Source organism: Streptomyces olindensis (assembly GCF_040645895.1).
Classification (GTDB): Bacteria; Actinomycetota; Actinomycetes; order Streptomycetales; family Streptomycetaceae; genus Streptomyces; species Streptomyces olindensis.
On the sequence record NZ_JBEYZD010000013.1, the window covers coordinates 1 to 18,992 of the forward strand.

The following is an 18,992-nucleotide window of genomic DNA, read 5'->3' on the forward strand; positions in this document are numbered from 1 at the left end:
GGGAAGACGCGGTTGATGTTGACGCCGTCCAGCGGGGAGATGTTGAGCCGTCCGCCGTAGACGGCCGGGGGGTTGGCGACGGGGCAGATCACCAGCTGGCCGGCGATCTCGTCCGGTTCCAGCAGCCCGGCCAGGCGGGTGGTGGCGTCGACGGGGACGAACTCGCCGCCGTGGACGCCACCGGTGATCACGGCCCTCGGGCCGGGACGGGAGCCGTTGACGAGGATCAGGGGAACGTCCACCGTCGTGGTGCCCAGGTCGGCGGGCAGGGTCCCGCGGGTCTTCTGGCCGGGCTCGGCCCGCAGCGCGCCGATGGTCAGGGTCATGTGTTTGCTCTTTCCGACTCAGGCCGTGGAAACGGCCGAGCGCAGCTCGGGGAGGGACAGGACCTCGTCCAGCGCGTCGACGTAGAGATCCACGTGCTCGCGGCGGAAGGTCATGGGCGGTTTGATCTTCAGTACGTTGTCGTGCACGCCATTGGGGAAGACGATGACGCCTCGCTCCTTCATGAGTTCGGTGACCATGAAGGCCTGCTCGGTGGCCGGCGTCTTGGTGGTGCGGTTGCGGACCAGTTCGACGCCGAGGTAGAGCCCTTCCGCCCGCACGTCACCGATGAGCGGCTGGCGCTGCTGGAGCTCGCGCAGCGACCGGGCGAAGTACCCGCCCACGCTCACGGCGTTCTCCCTCAGCCCGTCCTGCTCGACGATGTCGAGCACGGCCTCGCCGATCGCGCAGGAGACCGGGTTGCCGCCGAAGGTGTTGAAGTACTTCATGCCCGTGTCGAACGCGTCGGCGATCTCCCGAGTCGTGACCACCGCCGCGAGGGGATGCCCGTTCCCGAGCGGCTTGCCCATCGTGACGATGTCCGGGACCACCCCCTGGAGCTCGAACCCCCACCAGGGCCCGAGTCGTCCGACGCCGACCTGGACCTCGTCGGAGATGCACAGGGCGCCCGCTCGCCTGGCAGCGGTGAACACGCCGTCGAGGTAGCCGTCGGGGAACACGATGTTCCCACCCGATCCCATCAGGGACTCGGCGATGAAGGCGGCCGGGGGGCGGCCGTCGGCCGTGATCCGCTCGATGACAGCCGCGGCGTCGCGCGCGTACTTGACCCCGGCGTCCGCGTCGTCGTACCCGTAGGTGCTGCGGTAGCGGTCCGGGATGACGACCTCGTGGGTGGTCGCGGGCGCACCGGCGCCGCCGGGGCCCTTGTAACGGTTCGGGCTGATCCCGGTCACCACGCCGGTGTTTCCGTGGTACGCGCCGTCGATGTTGACGATGTGCTGACGACCTGTCACCTGGCGGGCGATCCGCAGCGCCAGGTCGTTCGCCTCGCTGCCGGTGCACACGAGGAAGACGACCTCGAGCGGGTCGGGCAGCGTGGCCACCAGCTTCTGCACGTAACTGGCGATCTGCGGGTAGACGAAACGGCTGTTGGTGTTGAGCTTGCGCATCTGCCGGGTGGCGGCGGCCGTCACGCGTGGCTCGGCATGGCCGACGTGGGTGACGTTGTTCAGCGAGTCCAGATAGGCCAGGCCGTCCTCGTCGTGGAACCACACGTCCCGCCCCCGCACGAGGTTCATCGGGGCGCGGTAGTAGTTGCGCTGGGAGCGGGCGATGTGGCGACGGCGCACTGAGACGACGTCGTCGATGGTGGGGGCCGCGGCGGGGGATTCGGTGAACCCGAGGAGCCGGGCGGGGTCGGGTGACAGGTGGCTCCACACCCGCCGTGCGGAGGGCGGCACGACACGAGGCGGCGGCCACGTGGCCATCCGCGCGGTGCGGTGGACCTGTACCTGGACGCAGGACCCGAGCGGGTCCTTGTCCTCGCTCGCGCCGGCACGTCCCAACGGCGCCCCGGCCGGGACGGTCGCCGCGACGGGCGGCGTGTCGTCGAGTCCCCACCAGCACGTCCAGAACTCCAGCCCCTCGACCGCATGGCGCAGTACCAACGGCATCCCGGCGCCACCGGGGGCCTCGACGACGCCGGGCAGCGGGCTGGCGACCTCCTCGGCGTCGGCCACGATCAGCGAGCCGCCGACCTGCACCGTCGCGGGCTCGTCGGCTCCCGGGCGGCGCCGGTCCCCCAGGAGCAGCGATGCGCTGAGGTGGGGCACGTAGCCCCGTCGCCGTCGCCCGTCGAGGACGTCGTCGATGCTCGCGCGCACCGCCCTCGCGTCGTGCCAGTCGACTTCGTCGTAGAGATCACTTGCCGGTCGCAGATCGAGCAGTCGCGGGGCCGGTGTGTGCGGGGCACCGTCTCGGGCCGCCTCTGCCAGGACCTCTTCCAGACCACGCTGCTCCCGCGTCGGGGGGAGCCCGCACGCGACCCGGAACGTCGCCTCGGCGACGTCGGGGCAGACCTCGGCCACCTGCGCGATCGCCGGCCAGGTGTGTCGCATGCGGGTCCGCCCGTACGGCGTGTCGCTCTCGGCGACCCGGCGCGTCCACGTCACGGCGTTCATGCACAGCCGTGCGGCCGCCAATGGATAGACGGCCGCCAGTTCCTCAGCCGTGAGGGGAAGCACCGAGTGGAAGCCGGCCACGACCTCGGCCGCAGCGGCGAGCGGGTCGGCCTTGCGGACCATGGCGTAGCCCGCCGCGATCGCCACCTCCGCCGCGCGCACGCTGTAGAGCGAGTCGCCCAGGTCGACGATGCCCGAGATCCGCAGCACCCCGTCCTCGTCGGCGTCGGCCAGGACGTTGGCGTCATTGAGATCCTGATGTACGACGCTCCGCGGCAGTCGGTCCCATACCGGCAGGAGAGCGTCGTACCAGCCCATGATCGTGCGCACCGACTCCCGCCGGTCCGCGTCCTGTACGGCGTGCAGCGAGGCCTCGACGATCTCGGCGGCCCGGCCCATGTCCCAGTCGTGCGGCTCCAGGCCCACCGGTGGCTCCACGCCGGAGAGTCCGAGGCTCAGCCGCCCGGCGGCCTCTCCCAGCTGGCGCAGAAGCGCCGCGGGGTGGTCGTCGAGTTCCGCCAGGACCCGGCCCTCAAGCCAGCTCATCACGCGGACCACGTGTGTTCGGCCCTCGTGGACGACGGCGGCGAGGAACTTTCCCTCGCGTGTCGGGACCAGCCGTGGCACCGGAAGGCCGGGAACGGTGGAGGCCAGGTGCTGGAGGAGCGAGTTCTGCCAGAGGACGTCGGCCGAGTCCGGCTCCGCGCGGGTGACCCGTACGAAGTAGCGCATGCCGTCGTCGCCGGTGATCCGGACGTTCTGGTCGATCTCCCCTCCCAGTGGGTGCTGGACATACCCCTCGAGTCCGAAGGACTGCCGCAGCACGTGATCGAGGAGCGAGCCCGGCAGTTGGCCGGTGTGACCGGGGACGGTCGTTCCGTCCTGGCCGGTGGTGGTCGCGAAGGTCATCGGTGCGTTCTCTCTCGTCGTCAGGTCGCTCATCACTCACCGTGGGCCTGTGTCACGACGCTCATCGCTTCACGGGCTGAGCAGGCCTTGGCCAAGCACCTGGTCGGCGGTCAGGTCCGAGGTGGGCCGTCACGACGTCACAGGTGACGTTCTGAGCCTCGACCTTGGCCTTGAGCTCGGCGTAGTCTCCGGGGGCCTGGGTGATCTCGATCCCGCTCTGCCTGGCGAACCGGTTGGCTCGGCCGCCTTGTCATCGCTTCCTGACCCTCAGCAGCGCGAGCTCTTCCAGCCCGAGGTGATGCGTCAGATGAAACCCCGCGGAGAACCCGGCAACAAGGGACGCGACGCCGCGACATCGACCCCGTATTTTGTGCTTGTGCACAATTACTGCCAGGGAGCCCCACCGGCATGTCGGCGGCATCACCCGGAGACGGCCCCGGCCCCGGATCCCTCCGGTCATGGCTGTCGCCGGGGGAGGCGGTTCTCGTGAGCGGCCCGGGACGCCGTCAGGGCGGGGCTCGCCACGACGCCGTGCAGGCGATCGCGCGCCGGCTCCTCGAGGAACGGCTCGAGGAACTGACCTCTCGTGCTCTCGAACGACTGGAAGCCGAGGAGCCCGCCTACGCGTCGGCGGACTGGGACCCGGTCCGGAAACGGGAGGGGATGCGACGAACCCTCGAACTCGCCCTGACCCGGCTGGCCGGCGGTCCCGTGCCCCGGACGGTCTCGCGCGCCACCGAGGACGTGGGACGCGAGCGAGCGGAGCAGGCGTTTCCCCTGACCGCTCTGATGCACTCCTTCCAGCTGGACCTCAGGACCCTGTGGGAGGCCGTGCTCGCAGAGGGGCGAGCACGTGGCATCAGCGCCGATCCCGACTTCCTCGACGGGTTGATCCGCGTCTGGGAGGCGACGGACGCCAACAGCGTCGAGGTCGTCGACGCCTACCGCCGCACCGAGCGCGACCTGGCGAGCCATCGTGCGGAGGTGCGCAACCGCGCCTTCACCCGCCTGGTCCTGGAAGGCGAGCAGGATCCCTCCATCGTCGCCGAGGCCTCCACGTTGCTGGGCTTCTCCGAGAACGTCGCCCTGACCGTGGTCGTGGTCGAATCCGTTCCTACCGGGGACCCGGCCGTGTCCCAGGTCGACGACGCGCTGCGTCGCGGCGGCCTGCTGCGTCACTTCGGATGGATGGGCGACGAGCTCCTCGGCATCATCGGTCACGGACGGCGCGATGAAGAGGCCGTGCTCGCCATGCTCCGGCCGTTCGCCCCGTGGCGCTGCGGCGTAGCGGAAGTCCCCGGCCTGGCGCTGACGGCGCGGGGCATCCGGTTCGCACGTGCCGCGATCCGCAGCTCCGCGCAGCCCGGAGTGCGGCATGTGCAGGGTCACTGGATCGGGGCGATCATGTCGGCGCAGGAGGAGCTCACCGGTGCGATGGCCACCGGCGTGCTGCGCCCCCTGCTCGAGCTGCGCGACCGCGACAGCATCGTCGAGACTCTGCGCTGGTACCTCGACCTGGGCTCGGTCGCCGAGGTGGCCGCACGCACCTACCGTCACCGGAACACGGTGGGCAATCGCCTGCAGGCCGCGGAAGAGGCGACCGGGCTGAAGCTGTCCCGGCCGAAGGACGCCGCCCGGCTGGTCCTCGCCCTGGCTTGGCTGGAGACGGACGCGGGCGCCCGCTTCCGGGCGACGATGTCCTGATCCACCGGTCGCTGGACGGGTCGAGGCAACCGGCCGGGGCCGCGACCGGGAGAGCTGGAGCCAAAACGCGGCGGCCAGAGGCCACATGCCCGTCATGTCATGAGGACGGCAGCCTTGGCGGCCGACAGCCCGGTCACGCCGCCGGGCAGCGGCGCCGAGCGGCCGCAGTTCGCGCCGGAGCCACTCGCGGTGCTTCTCAGAAATTGTGCACAGGCACAAAATTCGCGGTCGATCTCGCGGCCTCACGTCCCTTGTTGCCGGATTCTCCACGGTGCTTCACTGACGCATCACCTCGAGCCGGAGAGAGGCTCATCGCATCGGCGCGGTAACGATGCTGCCGCCGACCACCTGATCAGCATTTCGTCGTCCCCGGCCCTGCCCGGGGGCTCGTCCTCCAGCGGCGGCCCCTCGGGCACCCCTCAGCCCCCATCCCCTCAGTCCCCATCCCCCTGAACAGGTCGCTGCCCCAACGCCTCGGCAGCCTCCTGAACCCGGTGTCCCATATGTCAGGAAAGAGGTTGAATACCATGCGCCAGATCGTCACCTTCGACGCCTACGGCACTCTGGTCGACTTCCAGCTCGGCCCCACCACCCTGAAGGTCCTGGCCGACCGGCTGGACCTGGACCGTCTGAACGTCGACGAGTTCCTCGACGACTTCCGCATCATGCGGTTCCACGCCGTCCTGGAGGCATACCGCCCCTTCCGCGAGCTGCTGCCCGTCAGCCTGGAAATAGCGATGCGTCTGCACGGCCTGGAGTACCGGCAGTCCGACGGCGAGGCCCTGGTCGCGGCCGTGCCCACCTTCGGCCCCCACCCCGAGGTCCCGGCCGCCCTGCGGGCGCTGAAGTCCCGGTACGAGATCGCCATCATCTCCAACACGGACGACGACCTCATCGCCCAGAACCTGGCCAACATGGGCGTCGAGTTCGACCATGTCATCACCGCCGAGCAGGCCAAGGCGTACAAGCCGTCCCGGCAGACCTTCGAGTACGCCTTCCAGACCATGGACATCGACCCCGCCCAGGTCATCCACGTCGCCCAGGGCTGGGAGTACGACCTCATCCCCACCCGCGACCTCGGCCTCGCCCGCCGTGTGTGGATCAACCGCTACGGCCACAACGGCTCCATCGGCGCCCGCGGCAGCGCCGACTACCAGCCCTTCGACGAGCTGCCCGACCTGTCCGGCCTGCCGGCCCTGCTCGGCTGCTGAAGCCGGCCCCGGGCAACACCCCCTGGACTACCAAGGGCGCCCACGTCGTCCTCGTGGAGAAGGACAAGGTCGGCTCCGGCGCCTCCGGTCGCAACGGCAGCATGTGCACCCAGGGCATCACCATCGACCCGGCCGAGGCGCGGGGGCGCACGCTGCCCTGGTTCCGCAAGCGGCTGATCAACGTCGGCAGCTTCGTCATCGTCACCGAGCCACTGGGCGAGGAGAGGGTCAGGCAGCTCATCCCCAACAACCGCGTGGTCGTGTCCTCCAAGAACATCGGCCACTGCATTCGCATCACCCCGGACCATCGCCTGGCCTTCGGCGGCCGGGCCCGCTTCGCCCCCTCGGACCCCGCCTCGGACGTCAAGAGCGGTGACGTCCTGAAGCGGGAGATGACCGAGAGCTTCCCGCAGATGGCCGGGGTGAAGATCGACTATGTCCAGATGGCCACCCACATGGGCCGCGCCATGGCCGAGGTCATGGACGGCCACCCGGAGGCCAACCCATGCGCGGCTTCGGCTTCCCCAAGGTTCCGGTGCCGTTCTACAACGGCACCGCCTGGTTCCTGCCCTTCGCCGGGGCGTACTACAAGGCCAAGGACCGGCTGCGCTGACCCTCAGCAAGAGGCATACGTCGAGGTGCGTCAGCCGCAGTCACCGATACCTGCTCGCGAACGGGGCACAGCCCGGTCGGGGTCACAGCCCGCTCGGGCCGGGAATCAACCGGGCGGCCGGTGGGTTGTGGCGGGTGTCCGCGACCTCGAAGGAGCCGCCATGCCCGAAGAAGCAGCCGTCCATGAGCTCCGCCTGGTCGTGACCGCGGACGACTACGACGCCGCGCTGCGCTTCTACCGGGACGCGCTCGGGCTGACCGAGCGGGCCGCGTTCGCCTCGGAGGACGGGCGGGTGACGATCCTCGAGGCGGGGCGGGCCACGCTGGAGCTGACCGACCCGAACCACGCCGCGTTCATCGACGAGGTCGAGGTGGGCCGGCGGGTGGCCGGGCACGTCCGGGTCGCCTTCCAGGTGGACGACTCCACCGCCACCACGGCGAAGCTGGCCGCCGCCGGAGCCGAGGTGATCGCCGAGCCGACCCGCACCCCCTGGAACTCCCTGAACTCCCGGCTCGAAGCCCCCGGAGCCCTGCAGCTGACGCTGTTCACCGAGCTGGACGGCTGAGGCCCGCCCGGCTGCCCCGGTTCACCGGGCTGATGGCTGAGGGGCCCGCCCGGCTGCCCCTGCCGGGCGGCCTCCGGCGCCGGATACAGTGCTCAGCGTGTGGACGGACAATCAGCGCGCGGAGCCGGGTGCCGAGCGGCCCGACGGTGCGCGGCGCCGGGCCACGATCCACGACGTCGCACGACTGGCCGGGGTGTCACGCCAGACGGTCTCCCGCGCGGTCAACGACAAGGGTGAGATCGACCCGGCCACCAAGGAGCGGGTCCTGGAGGCGGCGCGGCTCCTGGACTACCGGCCGAGCCGGTTCGCGCGCGGACTCGTCCAGAAGGGCGCGGTGACGGCGGGCCTGGTCATCCCCGACCTGCGCAACCCGTTCTTCCCCGAGGTGGCCGCGGGCGTGCTGGAGGCGGCCGAGCAGCGCGGCTGGCAGGTCGTGGTGTGGGACTCCCGCATCGACGAGGCCAGGGAGCGGCAGGCCCTCGACGTGCTCTCCCACCAGGCGGACGCGGTCGTGGGCTACTTCAAGGACCCGGACGACGTGCTCACCCGGCACCTCGGGGGCGTGCCGCTGGTGCTGCTGGAGCGCGGTCCGCAGCAGACCCGGTTCGCGGCCGTCGGCATCGACGCCGCCACCGGCGTCGAGGAGGGCATGAAGCACCTGTTCCGCGCGGGGCACCGCAGAATCGGCATGCTGGACGGCGTGCACGGCCCCGGACCCCGCAGGCTGGCCTTCCTGGAGCAGGCGCGGCGGCTCGGTCTGCCGGTCGACGAGGACTGGGTCGTGGTCTGCCCCGAGCACAGCGTGACGGGCGGCGAGGCCGGCATGGAACGGCTGTTGCGGGCCCGGCCCGGCATGACCGCGGTCTTCGGCTTCAACGACCTGATCGCGGTCGGGGCGATGCGCACCGCCCGCCGCTACGGCCGGCGCGTCCCGGACGACCTGGCCGTGCTGGGCTTCGACGGCCTCTCCCTGGGCGAGCTGGTGGAGCCCGCCCTGACCACCCTGCACATCGACAAACGGCGCCTGGGGCGGCTGGCCGTGGAGCAGGTGGCCCGGCTGCGCGCCGGTGAGGAGCCGCTGCGCGGCGCGGACGCGTGGGTGACGCCCGAGCTCGTGGTCCGCGAGTCCGCCTGACCCAAGTCCGCCTGACCCGCCTCCTTCCTGCTCCCGGCCGGGGCCGTAGATCGGCCGCGCCGTTCCCTTGACACCGGTTTTCGGACGCCCCGATACTCGACGGCAACGCTCACGTGAACGTTCACGGCCCCACAGAAACCCCCACCGCGAGACCGGCGGCGCGACCACCAGCCCGCCCGCCGACATCGTTGTCTTCCCTTCCTCTTCCTCATCCCGGAAGCGTCCCCCGGAAGCGTCCCCCCATCCCCGTGCGAACGGGCCCGCGGCACAGCTGTGCCCGGCCGCGGCCTGCCCGGAAAGCGAGTGCGCGCCCATGGAACACCGAACGATGTCCCGCAGATGCTTTCTGGGGGTCTCCCTGGGCGGCGCGGGCGCCGGCCTGCCGGCGCTGAGCGGATGCGGCGCCGAGGAGGGGTCGGCCTCCGCCGGCACCGACCACCTCAGCCTCTGGTACTGGAAGGGCTCGCTGAGCGACAAACTGCTCGCCACCGCCGCCCGCGGCGTCCCGGGCCTGCCGGGGGTGAGGGTGAAAGGCGCCCAGATCCCGGACGGCGACATCGACTCCAAGGTGCGCACCAGCCTCGCCGCCCGCGCCTACGTGCCCGACCTGACGGTCGTCAACAACGACAACCTCGCCACGTTCTTCCCCGACGAGGACGAGTTCCTCGACCTGCGCACGCTGGGCGCGGAATCCGTCCGGGACCAGTACCTCGACTGGAAGTGGAAAGCCTGCTTCACCCCGACGGGCCGGATGATCGGCTTCCCCCTCGACGCCGGCCCCACCGCCCTCTACTACCGGCGGGACCTCTTCGAGAAGGCCGGACTGCCCCACGAACCGGAGGACGTCGCCGCGGGGCTGGCCACCTGGGAGAAGTTCATCGCCGCCGGACGGACGCTGCGGGCGAAGGGACCCGGAAAGCCCTACCTCGTCAGCAACATCGGCAACGTCTTCCAGCAGGTCCTGCTGCAGAGCCCCCGGCAGTTCGTGGACCCCGACAACCGCTTCATCGGCGACCAGCGGCACGTCCGGCGCGCCTGGGACCTGTCCGTGGACATCCTCCGCCAGGGACTCAGCGCCCGGATCACCGACGGCACACCCGACTTCAACGCGGCCATGAGCGGGGGCCGCGTCGCCACCATGACCACGGCGGTGTGGGCCATCAACGGCCTGAAGGACACCGCGCCGAAGACCTCCGGTTCCTGGCGGCTGACGACCCTGCCCGACGGCCCCTGCAACTACGGCGGTTCCTACGTGACCCTGACCCGCTACTGCCGGGACCCGGAGGCCGGCTTCGCCTTCCTGAAGTGGCTGCTAAGCCCGGCCAACCAGCTCAAGAGCTACCAGGAGATGGCCCTGTTCCCCACCACCCCGGCCGCCTACGCCGACCCGGCGATGCACGAACCCGACCCCTTCTTCGGCGGTCAGCAGCCCATCGACGTCTTCGGCCCGGCCGCCGAGAAGGCCCCGGTCGTCTACTTCAGCCCCTACGAGGAGACCGCCAACACCCCGTTCTTCCAGGAGCTGACCAATGTGGAGATGCTCGGCAAGAACCCCGACCGGGCCTGGCGGGACGCCGTGCGCACGGCCGAGACCACGCTGTCCCGGCTGGGGGTGAGCTGACGTGGCCACGGTTCTCGACCCGGCCGGTGCGCCGGCGGCCGGCGAACGGCGCCCCGCCCGCCGTACCGGATCCCCCCCTCCCGGGCGGAGACGGCACCTCCCGCCCCTCCTCGCCATCTCCCCGTTCTACGTGCTGTTCGCCGTCTTCGGCGCCTTCCCCGTCGTCTTCTCCATGTACCTGTCCTTCCAGGACTGGGACGGCATCGGCGACATGCGCTTCGTCGGGCTCCGGCAGTACGGCTGGCTGGTGCGGGACTCGGTGTTCTGGCACGCGGTGCTCAACACCTTCGAGATCTGGTTCCTGTCGACGGTGCCGATGCTCTTCCTGGCGCTCGTGCTGGCGTTCCTGCTGCACTCCCAGGTCCGCTTCGCCGGCGCCTACCGGGTCGCGTACTTCATCCCCAACGTCACCTCGATGGTCGCCATGACCATCGTCTTCGGCTCGGTCTTCGCCCAGGCGGGCCTGGCCAACGCGGTCCTCAGGGCCGTCGGGCTCGACGGGATCGGCTGGCTGTCCTCCGAGTGGGGCATCAAGTCGTCCGTCTCCCTCATGATCATCTGGCGGTGGGTCGGCTACAACGCCCTGATCTTCCTGGCGGGCCTCCAGGCCATCCCCACCGAGCACTTCGAGGCCGCCCGCGTCGACGGCGCGAACAGCCGCCAGACCCTCTTCCGGGTCGTGGTGCCGCAGCTGCGGCCGGTGATCCTGTTCGCCGCGATCACCTCCACCATCAACGGCCTGCAGATCTTCACCGAGTCTCAGGTGCTGTTCCAGTCGACCGACGTCGGAACCACGGGCGGGCCCGGGCAGGAGGGGATGACCATCGTGCTCTACCTGTGGCAGAAGGCCTTCAAGGAGCACCAGTTCGGCTACGGCGCCGCCATGGGATGGCTGCTCTTCGCCATCATCGCCGTCTTCACGATCATCAACTGGCGGCTGGTGTCCGGCTCCGACGACGACCGCCGGCCCGGCATCACCGCACTGCTGCGCCGCAAGGGGGCTCGCGATGGCCGCTGACAGGACGACCGGGAACGCCGGGCTCGCGATCGGCTCCGGCAGCAGGCTCTCCCGGATCGGCGTCCGCGTGGCGCTGCTGGCCGGGGTGCTGGTCTCGCTGTTCCCCTTCTACTGGCTGGTGGTGATGGCCTCCGGCACGTCCGAGGACATCTACCGCTACCCGCCCAAGCTGGTGCCGGGACCGCACCTGCTGGACAACATGGGCCGGGTGCTCGACACCATCGACTTCTTCGGCTCGCTGTTCAACACGGTCGTGGTCGCCGTGGTCGGCACCGCGCTCGTGCTGTTCTTCGACTCGCTGGCCGCCTTCGCCTTCGCCAAGTACGACTTTCCGGCGAAGAAGTTCCTCTTCGGGATGCTGCTGGTCACGTACATGTTTCCGGCACAGCTCTCCCTGGTGCCGCAGTTCGTCACCATCGCGGAGTTCGGCTGGGCCGGTTCGCTGAAGGCGCTGATCGTGCCCGGCGCGGCCAACGCGTTCGGCATCTTCTGGATGCGGCAGTACGCCCAGAACTCACTGCCGGACGAGCTGCTGGACGCCGGGCGCATCGACGGTGCCGGCTTCTTCCGCCTGTACTGGACGGTCGCCCTGCCGCTGTTCCGCCCGGCCCTGGCCTTCCTCGGCATCTTCACGTTCATCGGCCTCTGGAACGACTACATCTGGCCCCTGGTCGTGATGATCGACCCCGAGAAGGTCACGCTCCAGGTGGCCCTGGCGAACCTGAACGTCCTCTACAACGCCGACTACGCGCTGGTGATGGCCGGTGCGCTGATGAGTGTCATCCCGTTGATCGTGGTGTTCCTGATCGGGGCGCGGCACTTCCTGCGGGACCTCGCGGCCGGGGCCATGAAGATGTGAGGGACCGGGCCCGCGGGGCTCCCTCTCGGTAGGGTTCGAAGAGGGTTCCCGGTTGGTGAGGAGTGGCTGCATGGTCCAGGTCAGGCCCATGCGGGCGGATGCTCGGCGCAACTACGAGCGGTTGCTGAAGGTGGCCGTGGAGGCGTTCGCCGAGCACGGGGAGGGCGCGTCGCTCGACGACATCGCCAAGCGTGCCGGGGTGGGCTCCGGCACGCTGTACCGGCACTTCCCGACACGGCAGGCGCTGCTGGAGGCGGCCTATCTCGACCGGATCGAGGCGCTCGCGGCGCGGGCCGACGCGCTCGCGGCCGAACTGCCGCCGGGTGAGGCGCTGGGGGAGTGGCTGTACGAGCTGGGCGTCGGCATGATCCGGATGCGCGGCCTGAGGGCGCTCCTCGGCCCGGCCGTCACCGAGGGCGACTCGGCCGTGGCCACGGCCTGCGGCGACTCGGTGCGGAGCGCGGCGGGACGGCTGGTCCGCGCGGCCCGGCAGGAGGGCACGCTACGGCCGGACGTGGAGCCGATCGACGTCCTGCGACTGACCCACGGCGTGGCGACGGCGTCGGAACTGGCGGACGGGGAGGGCCGGCACATCCGCCGGTATCTGGGGCTGCTGACGGAGGGGTTGGCACCGCGGGGCGGCTGACGCGTCCGGGCCGCGGAGGACGTGGAGGCCGGTAGGAAGGGCCGGGAGGCCGGCGAGAGGCCGGTGGGAAGGGCTGGGCGGCCGGGAAGTCGGCGGGAGGCCAGTGGGAAAGGCGGGGAGGCCGGTGGGGATGGCCGGAAGGGCCGGGGGAGGGCAGTAGGAGGGGGCCGGGAGGCCGGTGGGAAGGGCTGGGCGGCCGGCGGGAGGCCGGGAAGTCGGCGAGAGGCCGGTGGGAAGGGCTGGGCGGCCGGCGGGAGGGGCCGGGAGGCCGGTGGGAAGGGCTGGGCGGCCGGCGGGAGGGGCCGGGAGGCCGGCGAGAGGCTGGTGGGAAAGGCGGGGAGGCCGGTGGGGGCGGCTGGAAGGGCCGTGGGAGTCAGGGGGGATGGTCGGTGGGGTGCCCCCGGCAGGTGGCGGGTGGGGTGTGGGGCTCGGCCGGGGGCGTTCCCTGGGGCGTGCGGGGGCGGTCAGAGGGACTGGGCCGCCGGCTTCACCATGCCCCTCACCGTGCGGGACTTCACGAAGTCGCCCATCGCCGTCATCTCCCACTCGCCGGAGAACTGGCGGATCAGCTTGGCCATCATCACGCCGGTCTGCGGCTCGGCGCTGGTGAGGTCGAAGCGGACCAGCTCCTCGCCGGTCGTGCCGTCCAGGAGGCGGCAGTAGGCCTTGGCGACCTCCGTGAACTTCTGGCCGGAGAAGGAGTTCACCGTGAAGACCAGGCCGGTGACCTCCTGGGGGAGGCGGCCGAGGTCGACCGTGATGACCTCGTCGTCACCGCCGCCCTCGCCCGTGAGGTTGTCACCGGAGTGCCGGATCGCGCCGCCGACGATCTGCAGCTTGCCGAAGTAGCAGCTGTCGATGTGGTTGCGCTGCGGCCCGTAGGCGATGACCGAGGCGTCCAGGTCGATGTCCTTGCCGCGGTACGCCGGCTCCCAGCCGAGGCCCATCCTGACCTGGGAGAGCAGCGGGCGGCCGCCCTTGATCAGGGAAACCGTCTGGTTCTTCTGGAGGCTGACGCGCCCCTTGTCGAGGTTGATCTTCCCGGCGCCGGGCGGGGGCGGGGGAGGCGTGGCCGGCGCCGGGGGAGCGGCAGGCGCGGCGGGCGCGGCGACCGGCGGGGCCACGGGCGGTTGCACCGGAGCCGGCGGCGGGGTCATCGGCTGGGCCGGGGCGGCGGCGGCCGGCTCCTCCACCGAGACACCGAAGTCCGTGGCGATGCCCGCGAGGCCGTTGGCGTAGCCCTGGCCGACGGCGCGGGCCTTCCACTGGCCGTTGCGCAGGTAGATCTCCACGATCACCAGGGCCGTCTCGCTGCCGAGCTGCGGGGGCGTGAACGTGGCCAGGACGGAGCTGTCGTCCGCGTTGCGGATCGTCGCCGTCGGCTCGATGCCCTGGAAGGTCTGGCCCGCGGCGTCCGGGCTCGCCGTCACGACGATCTTCTCGATGCCCGGGGGGAGGGCGGTCGTGTCGACCGTGATCGCGTCGGGTGCGGTGCCGCCGCCCGAGCGGTACGTCACGCCGGGGCCCGACGGCTGGTTGTAGAAGATGAAGTCGTCGTCGGAGCGCACCTTGCCGTCGGCGGTGAGCAGCAGGCCCGATACGTCGAGCCGCACCGGGGCGGCGACGTCCACCGTCACGCGGGCGGCGGACAGGGGGATGTTCGAGCCGGGGGTCATAGCTGTCATGCCGGGTGAACGAGCGAGGCGGTTTTGCCGTTCCCTTACCTTGCCGCCAATCGGGTCAGCGGCGATTGCGCGGGTGGTCCCGGGCGGTGCGTTCGCTGCCCCGCTTGTAGTTGCCGGTCCAGCGGGCCATGACGAGCTGGGGGTCGGAGGCCTCGACCTCGGCGAGGAACTGCGCGGCACGGGGGCCGTTCAGGGTGGTGGCGGGGCGGCCGTGGTGGCTGATGCGGACGGTTCCGCCCGCGTGCTCCTCGTAGGTGAATCCGTGGGGTCGTGGCATGCCGTGAGCGTACGAGGGCGGGGGCGGGCGCCCCACCGAATTTCGCCCGCCCCGCCTCCCGCCCAACGGCGCCCGGGGGGCCTACGGCACGACCACGATCTTGCGGCCGACGCCCGCCGCGAACTGCTCCAGCGCCTCCGGGTACCGCTCCAGCGGGATGCGGTCGCTGATGAAGACCTCGGGGTCGAGGACGCCGTTCGCGAAGAGTTCCGCCGCCCGTTCGAAGCTGTGCAGCACGGCCATCGAGCCGGTGATGGTGATCTCCTGGTTGTAGATGCGGTACGGGTCGATCGTCACGCGGGTCGCGTAGTCGGCGACGCCGAACTGCAGGAACGTGCCGGCCTTCGCCACCCGGTCCAGGCCGTCCTGGATCGCCGCCGCGTTGCCCGTGGCGTCGACGACCAGGTCCCAGCCCTGCGGGCGGTCCAGCTCGTCCGGGTTCGCCGCCGATCCGGAGACGCCGAGGCGGCGGGCCGTTTCCAGGCGGGCCGGGTTCACGTCGACGACGTCCACGCTCGCCGCGCCCGTGCGCTTGGCCAGCTCCAGCATCATCAGGCCCATCGTGCCGGAGCCGTAGATGAGCACGTGCGCACCGAGGCGGGACTGGAGGACGTCGTAGCCGCGCACCGCGCAGGACAGCGGCTCCACGAGCGCCGCGTCCTCGGTGCGGACGTGGTCGGGGAGCTTCACGCAGTTGGCCACCGGGGCGACGGCGTACCGCGCCGCGCCCCCGGCCGTCGTCACGCCGATCGCCGCCCAGCGTTCGCAGAGGTTGTTGTGGCCGGTCCGGCAGTAGCGGCACTCGTAGCAGTAGAGCGACGGGTCGACCGCGACCCGGTCGCCCACCGACACCTCGGTGACCCGGGTGCCGACGCCGACGACCTCGCCCGCGAACTCGTGCCCGGGCACGATCGGCAGCTTCGGGGCGAACTCGCCCTGGAGGATGTGCAGGTCCGTGCCGCACAGCCCGCAGGCCGCGACCTCGACGACGACCTCGCGCGGCCCTGGCGTCGGGTCCGGGACCTCGGCGACGACGGCCTTGCCCACGGACTCGATGACGGCGGCCTTCATTTCACGGCTCCCAACGACAGGCCCTGGACCAGCTTGTCCTGGGCGGCGAACCCCGCGGCGAGCACCGGCAGGGAGATGACGAGCGACGCGGCGCACACCTTCGCCAGGAACAGGCCCTGGCTGGTGATGAAGCCGGTCAGGAAGACGGGGGCGGTCTCGGCGACCACGCCCGTCAGCACCCGGGCGAACAGCAGTTCGTTCCAGCTGAAGATGAAGCAGATCAGGGCTGTGGCGGCGATACCGGGGAGGGAGATGGGGGCGACCACGCGCGCGAGGACCGTGGGCAGCCGTGCTCCGTCCACCCGGGCGGCCTCGATCACCGCGACCGGTATCTCGGCGAGGAAGGACTGCATCATCCACACCGCGATCGGCAGGTTCATGGAGGTGTAGAGGATGACCAGCAGCCAGATGTTGTCGAGCATCCCGGCGTTCTTGGCGAAGAGGTAGATCGGCAGCAGGCCCGCCACGGCCGGCAGCATCTTCGTGGACAGGAAGAAGAACAGGACGTCCGTCCACTTGCGGACGCGGTTGATGGACAGCGCGTAGGCCGCCGGGAAGGCCAGCAGCAGGACGAGGAGTGTCGACGCCACGGACGCGACCGTGGAGTTGATCAGGGCCGGCCAGGGGCTCGCGCCGCCGCCCGCGCCGAAGAACTCGCGGTAGCCGTCCAGGGTCAGGGCGGCCGCGAAGGACGGCGGGTTGGTCGCCGCGTCCGCCTCCGAGTGGAAGGACGTCAGCGCCATCCACGCGATGGGCAGGAAGAACGCGATGCCGAGCAGCCAGGCCAGCAGGCCCAGGCCCGCTCCTCTGCCACGGACCCGGCGGGCTCGCAGGGCGGTCGTGCTCATGCGCGGGACACCTCCTCGCGGAACAGGGACGACACCACGCGCAGGGCGAAGGTCGCGATGACGATCGAGCCGATGACGACCAGGACGCCCGCGGCCGAGGCGAGGCCGTTCTCGTGGGCCTGGTAGAAGCTCTGGTAGACGGTGTAGGGCAGGTTGGCGGTGCCGAGGCCGCCGGACGTGATCGTGAAGACCGCGTCGAAGTTCTGCACGATGTAGATCGAGCCCAGCAGGGCGCCGAGTTCGAGGTAGCGGCGCAGGTGCGGGAGCGTCAGATGGACGAAGATCTGCCAGTCGCTCGCGCCGTCGACCCGGGCCGCCTCGATCTGCTCGTGGTCGCGGCTCTGCAGGCCGGCGAGCAGGATCAGCATCATGAACGGGGTCCACTGCCAGACGAGCGAGGCCTCCACGGCGAGCAGCGGGGTGCTGGAGATCCAGTCGGGCTGTGGGCCGCCCACATAGTGCAACAGCCCGTTGAACAGCCCGTATTCAGGGTTGTAGAGCACATGCTTCCAGAGCAGGGCCGCCGCTACCGGGACCACCAGGAACGGGGCGATCAGCAGCGTCCGTACGATGCCCCGGCCGCGGAACCTGCGGTCCAGCAGGAGCGCCAGGACGAGCCCCAGCACCAGGCTGGCCAGCACCACCGCCACCGTCAGCAGCACGGTCGTCCACACCGAGTGGCGCAGGTCCGGGTCGGTGAGGACCTCCTGGTAGTTGGCGAGGCCGGTGAAGCGGCGGGCGTCGGGATAGAGGCTGTTCCAGTCGAAGAAGGAGATCACCAGCGTGGCCACGAACGGCAGCTGGGTGACGACGATCATGAAGATCAGGGCGGGGAGCAGCGGGGCGCGGGTCGCCCAGGCGCGCAGGCGGGCGGAGGGCCGGCGGACCGGGGTGCGTGTCTCGGGGGCGGCCACGGGGGCCGTGGTCATGGCGGTCATCGTCCCTCGTACTCCTCGGAGATCTTCTCGGCGAGCGCCTGTGACTTCCTCAGGGCCGACTCGACGGACTGGCGTCCGGCGATGGCCGCGCTGATCTCCTGGGAGACCTTGGTGCCGAGGTCGGTGAACTCGGGGATGCCGACGAACTGGATGCCGGGCGCGGGCCGCGGCTGCACCCCGGGGTCGTTCGGCCGGGCCTGCTCGATGGCCTCCTTGGTCATCTCCTGGAAGGCGGCGGCCTCCTTGCGGTAGGCGGGGTTGGCGTAGGTGGACGCCCGCTTGCCGGCCGGGACGTTGGACCAGCCGACCTGGTCACCGACCAGCTGCTCGTACTCCTTGCCGGAGGCCCAGGAGACGAACTTCCAGGCGTTGTCGGGGTTGCGGGAGGCCTGCTGGATGCCCCAGGCCCAGGTGTAGAGCCAGCCGGAGGACCTCGTCTTCTCGACCGGGGCGGGGGCGTAGCCGACCTTGCCCTTGACGGGGGAGTTCGCCGCCTCCAGGGACCCGGCCGCGGAGGTGGCGTCGTACCACATGGCGACCTTGCCCTGGGTCATGTTGTTGAGGCACTCGGCGAAGCCGGACTGGGCGGCGCCGGACTCGCCGTGTTCGCGGACCAGGTCGACGTAGAACTTCGTGGCCTTCTCGAACTCGGGGGAGTCGAGCCGTGCCTTCCAGTCCTTGTCGAACCAGGTGCCGCCGAAGGTGTTCACGACGGTGGTCAAGGGGGCCATCACCTCGCCCCAGCCGGGCAGGCCGCGCAGGCAGATGCCCTTCATGCCGGGCTCGGCGCCGTCGGCCTTCGCCGCGAGGTCCGCCACCTGCTGCCAGGTGGGGTGCGCGGGCATGGTCAGGCCCTGCTTCTCGAACACGTCCTTGCGGTACATCAGGAAGGACGACTCGCCGTAGAAGGGCTGGCCGTAGAGCTTGCCGTCCTCGGCGGTGAGGGACTGGCGCATCGGCTTGAGGACGTCCTGCTCGTCGTAGCCCGGGTCCTTCGCCACATAGCCGTTCATCTCGTGCAGCCAGCCGTTGCGGGCGTAGATCGGTATCTCGTAGTTGGACAGGGTGGCGACGTCGTACTGGCCGGCCTGGTTGGCGAAGTCCTGGCTGATCTTGTCGCGGACGTCGTTCTCCGGCAGGACGGTGAAGTTGACCTTGATGCCCGTCTCCTTGGTGAAGTGGGCGCGGGTCAGCTTCTGCAGCTCGACCATCTGCGGGTTGTTGACCATCAGGACGTTGATGGCGTCGCCGCCGGATCCGGCCCCGCCCGCCCCGACCCAGCAGCCGGAGAGCAGCGGGGCGAGCAGCGTCCCTGCGGCGGCCAGGGCGAGCGTGGCTCGCGGAGGCCGTCGTCGGCTCTGGGTTCGCATGGATCGCTCCTGGAATGAATGGGGAGATAAGGGGCAGCACGGGGCGTGGCTGCGCCC

16 protein-coding genes are annotated in these 18,992 nt (G+C 70.8%); 8 read left to right on the top strand and 8 right to left on the bottom strand.

Features of this window, described 5'->3' with window-relative positions:
- Together ABZ948_RS10495 and ABZ948_RS10500 are read right to left on the bottom strand one after the other, a co-directional pair.
- On the bottom strand, positions 1–326 hold a 326-nt coding region (locus tag ABZ948_RS10495; RefSeq protein ID WP_359758520.1), incomplete at its 3' end, for a M14 family metallopeptidase.
- 18 nt (positions 327–344) lie between these two features.
- A complete protein-coding gene (locus ABZ948_RS10500; RefSeq protein ID WP_359758521.1) occupies positions 345–3,374 on the bottom strand; it encodes an aminotransferase class III-fold pyridoxal phosphate-dependent enzyme in 3,030 nt (1,009 codons plus the stop codon).
- A 486-nt stretch (positions 3,375–3,860) separates the two neighbouring features.
- Here ABZ948_RS10500 and ABZ948_RS10505 point away from each other — a divergent pair, with 486 nt between their 5' ends.
- The 8 genes from ABZ948_RS10505 (at position 3,861) to ABZ948_RS10540 (ending at position 12,746) form a co-directional block, all read left to right on the top strand.
- Entirely contained in the window at positions 3,861–5,078 is a 1,218-nt protein-coding gene (locus ABZ948_RS10505) for a PucR family transcriptional regulator (RefSeq protein ID WP_359758522.1), read from the top strand.
- Positions 5,079–5,605: 527 nt separating this feature from the next.
- Positions 5,606–6,289, top strand: a complete 684-nt coding sequence (locus ABZ948_RS10510) for a haloacid dehalogenase type II (RefSeq protein ID WP_359758523.1) — start codon at positions 5,606–5,608, stop codon at positions 6,287–6,289.
- Between the two features lie 773 nt (positions 6,290–7,062).
- Complete coding sequence (locus ABZ948_RS10515) at positions 7,063–7,467, top strand: VOC family protein (RefSeq protein ID WP_359758524.1); 405 nt, start codon at positions 7,063–7,065, stop codon at positions 7,465–7,467.
- Positions 7,468–7,564: 97 nt separating this feature from the next.
- Positions 7,565–8,602 carry a LacI family DNA-binding transcriptional regulator gene (locus ABZ948_RS10520; RefSeq protein ID WP_359758525.1) on the top strand — a complete coding sequence of 346 codons (1,038 nt, stop codon included), beginning with the start codon at positions 7,565–7,567 and terminating at the stop codon, positions 8,600–8,602.
- Between the two features lie 328 nt (positions 8,603–8,930).
- The gene (locus tag ABZ948_RS10525) at positions 8,931–10,223 is read left to right on the top strand and encodes an ABC transporter substrate-binding protein (RefSeq protein WP_359758526.1); all 1,293 of its coding nucleotides are present in this window, start codon (positions 8,931–8,933) and stop codon (positions 10,221–10,223) included.
- Between the two features lies 1 nt (position 10,224).
- Positions 10,225–11,241, top strand: a complete 1,017-nt coding sequence (locus ABZ948_RS10530; RefSeq protein WP_359758527.1) for a carbohydrate ABC transporter permease — start codon at positions 10,225–10,227, stop codon at positions 11,239–11,241.
- Positions 11,231–12,100, top strand: coding sequence for a carbohydrate ABC transporter permease (locus tag ABZ948_RS10535; protein WP_359758528.1), 870 nt, complete (start codon positions 11,231–11,233; stop codon positions 12,098–12,100). Before ABZ948_RS10530 ends, ABZ948_RS10535 begins: the two co-directional genes overlap by 11 nt.
- A 70-nt stretch (positions 12,101–12,170) precedes the next feature.
- Entirely contained in the window at positions 12,171–12,746 is a 576-nt protein-coding gene (locus tag ABZ948_RS10540) for a TetR/AcrR family transcriptional regulator (protein ID WP_359758529.1), read from the top strand.
- A 464-nt stretch (positions 12,747–13,210) separates the two neighbouring features.
- On the opposite strand, the gene ABZ948_RS10545 is transcribed toward ABZ948_RS10540, so the two are convergent.
- From ABZ948_RS10545 to ABZ948_RS10570, 6 genes are all read right to left on the bottom strand, one after another.
- Positions 13,211–14,422 carry a TerD family protein gene (locus ABZ948_RS10545; protein WP_359758648.1) on the bottom strand — a complete coding sequence of 404 codons (1,212 nt, stop codon included), beginning with the start codon at positions 14,420–14,422 and terminating at the stop codon, positions 13,211–13,213.
- A 64-nt stretch (positions 14,423–14,486) separates the two neighbouring features.
- Positions 14,487–14,708 carry a hypothetical protein gene (locus tag ABZ948_RS10550; RefSeq protein ID WP_359758530.1) on the bottom strand — a complete coding sequence of 74 codons (222 nt, stop codon included), beginning with the start codon at positions 14,706–14,708 and terminating at the stop codon, positions 14,487–14,489.
- 81 nt (positions 14,709–14,789) lie between these two features.
- The gene (locus tag ABZ948_RS10555; protein WP_359758531.1) at positions 14,790–15,779 is read right to left on the bottom strand and encodes a zinc-dependent alcohol dehydrogenase family protein; all 990 of its coding nucleotides are present in this window, start codon (positions 15,777–15,779) and stop codon (positions 14,790–14,792) included.
- Positions 15,776–16,627, bottom strand: coding sequence for a carbohydrate ABC transporter permease (locus ABZ948_RS10560; protein WP_359758532.1), 852 nt, complete (start codon positions 16,625–16,627; stop codon positions 15,776–15,778). Before ABZ948_RS10560 ends, ABZ948_RS10555 begins: the two co-directional genes overlap by 4 nt.
- Positions 16,624–17,565, bottom strand: coding sequence for a carbohydrate ABC transporter permease (locus ABZ948_RS10565; RefSeq protein WP_359758533.1), 942 nt, complete (start codon positions 17,563–17,565; stop codon positions 16,624–16,626). The genes ABZ948_RS10560 and ABZ948_RS10565 overlap by 4 nt, the downstream gene beginning before the upstream one ends.
- The gene (locus ABZ948_RS10570) at positions 17,562–18,935 is read right to left on the bottom strand and encodes an ABC transporter substrate-binding protein (protein WP_359758534.1); all 1,374 of its coding nucleotides are present in this window, start codon (positions 18,933–18,935) and stop codon (positions 17,562–17,564) included. The genes ABZ948_RS10565 and ABZ948_RS10570 overlap by 4 nt, the downstream gene beginning before the upstream one ends.
- Positions 18,936–18,992 lie beyond the last annotated feature (57 nt).

What these genes read in the sequence shown, in the direction of transcription:
- ABZ948_RS10550 (WP_359758530.1), bottom strand. Translation starts at nt 14,708, where the DNA reads ATGCCACGACCCCACGGATTCACCTACGAGGAGCACGCGGGCGGAACC.
- ABZ948_RS10545 (WP_359758648.1), bottom strand. Translation starts at nt 14,422, where the DNA reads ATGACCCCCGGCTCGAACATCCCCCTGTCCGCCGCCCGCGTGACGGTG.
- ABZ948_RS10540 (WP_359758529.1), top strand. Translation starts at nt 12,171, where the DNA reads ATGGTCCAGGTCAGGCCCATGCGGGCGGATGCTCGGCGCAACTACGAG.
- ABZ948_RS10570 (WP_359758534.1), bottom strand. Translation starts at nt 18,935, where the DNA reads ATGCGAACCCAGAGCCGACGACGGCCTCCGCGAGCCACGCTCGCCCTG.
- ABZ948_RS10535 (WP_359758528.1), top strand. Translation starts at nt 11,231, where the DNA reads ATGGCCGCTGACAGGACGACCGGGAACGCCGGGCTCGCGATCGGCTCC.
- ABZ948_RS10565 (WP_359758533.1), bottom strand. Translation starts at nt 17,565, where the DNA reads ATGACCGCCATGACCACGGCCCCCGTGGCCGCCCCCGAGACACGCACC.
- ABZ948_RS10555 (WP_359758531.1), bottom strand. Translation starts at nt 15,779, where the DNA reads ATGAAGGCCGCCGTCATCGAGTCCGTGGGCAAGGCCGTCGTCGCCGAG.
- ABZ948_RS10525 (WP_359758526.1), top strand. Translation starts at nt 8,931, where the DNA reads ATGTCCCGCAGATGCTTTCTGGGGGTCTCCCTGGGCGGCGCGGGCGCC.
- ABZ948_RS10515 (WP_359758524.1), top strand. Translation starts at nt 7,063, where the DNA reads ATGCCCGAAGAAGCAGCCGTCCATGAGCTCCGCCTGGTCGTGACCGCG.
- ABZ948_RS10500 (WP_359758521.1), bottom strand. Translation starts at nt 3,374, where the DNA reads ATGACCTTCGCGACCACCACCGGCCAGGACGGAACGACCGTCCCCGGT.
- ABZ948_RS10560 (WP_359758532.1), bottom strand. Translation starts at nt 16,627, where the DNA reads ATGAGCACGACCGCCCTGCGAGCCCGCCGGGTCCGTGGCAGAGGAGCG.
- ABZ948_RS10510 (WP_359758523.1), top strand. Translation starts at nt 5,606, where the DNA reads ATGCGCCAGATCGTCACCTTCGACGCCTACGGCACTCTGGTCGACTTC.